This is a genomic window from Candidatus Zixiibacteriota bacterium, assembly GCA_020853795.1.
In the GTDB taxonomy this organism is placed as follows: domain Bacteria; phylum Zixibacteria; class MSB-5A5; order CAIYYT01; family CAIYYT01; genus JADJGC01.
In genome coordinates this window covers 1-2,679 of record JADYYF010000198.1, presented here as the reverse complement: position 1 = coordinate 2,679, position 2,679 = coordinate 1, and the positions used below count along the sequence as shown (strand labels likewise).

The following is a 2,679-nucleotide window of genomic DNA, read 5'->3' as shown; positions in this document are numbered from 1 at the left end:
GGCGGAACTGCGGGCCAGCTTACTGCAATTGCATACGCTGGTCGACTCCGCCGCCGAGGGCATCATTGTTACCGACGCGGACGGGATTGTGCGCTCGCTCAATCCGGCCGCCGCCCAAATTCTCGACCTGACCGAGCCGCAGACCGGCTTCTCCGTCCTGCGCTATCTGCCGGAACTTACGCGCGAGTCTCTGCAGCGCAACGATCGGCGCTCCTTCGAAACGCGCGCGCGCACGCCCGCCGGTCGCGATTTTCCGATCCAGATGTCACTTAGCCGGGTCGCGATTGGCGAGGAAGAGTCGCTGACGATTATCATGCGCGACCTCACCGAGGAGCAGGCGCGGCGACAGCAACTGCTCGAGGCTGACAAGTTTGCCTCGATCGGCACGTTGGCCGCAGGCGTGGCGCATGAATTCAAAAATCACCTGGCCGGAATCATCGGTCACGCCGGCTTTGCGCTCGATAATCTCGGCGGACCCGATGGAATTCAGGGGGCACGGGAAGCTTTCGAGCAAATCATGCTGGTCGGGAACAAGGCCAACGAGACCGTCATGGCGCTGCTGACCTACTCCGGCAACCAGAGCGACGCACTTGCTCCCGTTGACCTGACGGAAGTGGTTGAGGCCTCCGCGCGGTTCGCCAGCAAGGAGCTGGCCGATCGCCACATCAAGTTCCGAAGAGAATTTGCGCCGATCCCGCGAACGATGGCCTCGCCCGGCCGGATGCAGCAGGTCGTGCTGAACCTGATGTTGAACGCAACCCAGGCGATGCCTCACGGCGGCGAACTGACAATCGGCCTTGGCGCGGACGACGAGTCGATCTACCTGCGCGTCAGCGACACGGGCGTCGGCATCCCGCCCGAGAATCTGACCCGTATCTTCGATCCGTTTTTCTCCACCAAGGGCGTCTGGGGCCGAGACTCCGGGTTCGGCACCGGGCTGGGACTGTCGCTCTGTCGCAACATCGTCAGCGCGCACTCCGGTTCGATCACGGTCGCCAGCGCCGTCGACAAGGGCAGCACCTTCACCGTTCGCCTGCCGATCGCACCCGCGCCACTCGAAGGCGACAACTTCACCGCGACCATCACGCACTTGATCATCTTCAGCCTTGATCCGCACACTCTGCAGGCCTATGCCAACGAATGCCGCGATCTGGGCCTGACGTTCACCCGGCCGGAAACGATCCGCGACCTGAGTCCGCTGGCAACGCAGCGGCGCGCAATCTGCTTGATCGACACCTTCCGGCTGCCGGAGTCAGATTTGGCAATCATCGCCCGCGAGTGCCGCGCCTGCAACTTCCCCACTGTCTTGATCAACGCCAACCAAAGCATTCGACCGCGCGACCAAATGCGCGATTTGACCGAACTGGTCGTTGACGGCGCTCCAGCGCTGACTATGCTGCTGCGCCACTTTGCGGCTGAGGCTGCGCCGGCTGCCGCTCATCCCGTTCGGTCGTAGTTACTTAGCTACAAATCTACCAATCCGCTCCCTGTCACAGTGGTTGCATCCGGGCTCTCAGGGTCGTATATTATTTAACTGCGCGCGGCGCTTCGCGGTGAAGCGCCGGCGCTCGGTTCTACTATGCCGGAATTTGCTGTGTCGACTATGGTATCGCCGTCGCGGCACGATGTGCATCGGATGTTTGATCGCATCTCGCCGCGCTATGACTTGCTCAATCGCCTCTTATCCCTCGGGCTCGACCGCGCCTGGCGTCGCCGGGCGGTAGCGGAGCTGCCGCGCGACACTGAGACGCCGGTCCTCGATTTGGCTTGCGGCACGGGCGACGTGGCTCTGGCGGCCGCGGCTGCCCATGCACAGCGCCGCGTGATTGGAATCGATATGGCCGAACGCATGCTCACCCTGGCCACGACCAAAGCCGCGGCACAGGGTTGGTCCGACCGCATCCAATTTCTGCGCGGCGATGGCCATGCCCTGCCGCTGCCGGATGAATCGGTCGGGGCCGTAACCATTGCCTTCGGTATTCGCAACATGGCGGACCTCGATGTCTGCCTGGGTGAGATGCGCCGCGTGCTCCGTCGAGGCGGCAAAGCGATCATCCTTGAGTTTTCGTTACCGCAGAATCGCCTGTTGCGCCGCCTGCACCTGTTCTACATCCGCCGGATTGTCCCTGTCGTCGGACGGACGGTTTCCGGCGACTCTTACGCCTACGCTTATCTGAATCAGACGATTGAAACCTTTCCTTATGGGACAGCGTTCTGCGAGTTGATGGCGCGCGCGGGTTTCACAGCACCGCAGGCCCGGCCGCTGAACGGAGGAATCGTGACGCTCTACACGGGGCAGAAACCGTGATCTACAGTTTCGCCGCCGCCGACCTGCGCAAGCAGGAGTTTATTACCATGCTCGACCAGCTCGGGATCGATTACGAGCTTTCCGAGCACAACCACACGGTCGTGCGCGTCCTGGGTCGGATCACTCCGGAAGTTCGGGAGCAGTTGCACAATCGCGGCTTCGATCATGCCAGCCTGACGCTGCAACGCCCCGGCGAGCGCGGATGTTACGACCTGCTCTGCGATCGCGGCCGCCTGAACGTTACCGCCGGACCCTGCGCTGTTGAAGATGAAGCGCAACTCGCGGCGGTTGCCGAATTCTTGCACCGCTGTGATGTCAGGTTTCTGCGCGGCGGCGCTTACAAACCGCGCACCCAGGTGGATTCCTTCCAG

3 protein-coding genes are annotated in these 2,679 nt (G+C 62.6%); all 3 read left to right on the top strand.

Annotated features, from left to right (window positions below; genetic code table 11):
• A partial coding sequence (locus tag IT585_14860; protein ID MCC6964530.1) for a PAS domain S-box protein occupies positions 1 to 1,456 on the top strand: 1,456 nt, incomplete at its 5' end.
• Between the two features lie 138 nt (positions 1,457 to 1,594).
• The gene (ubiE, locus tag IT585_14855; GenBank protein ID MCC6964529.1) at positions 1,595 to 2,308 is read left to right on the top strand and encodes a bifunctional demethylmenaquinone methyltransferase/2-methoxy-6-polyprenyl-1,4-benzoquinol methylase UbiE; all 714 of its coding nucleotides are present in this window, start codon (positions 1,595 to 1,597) and stop codon (positions 2,306 to 2,308) included.
• A 233-nt stretch (positions 2,309 to 2,541) separates the two neighbouring features.
• Positions 2,542 to 2,679, top strand: a 138-nt coding sequence (locus tag IT585_14850) for a 3-deoxy-7-phosphoheptulonate synthase (protein ID MCC6964528.1), incomplete at its 3' end; no start/stop codon positions are given.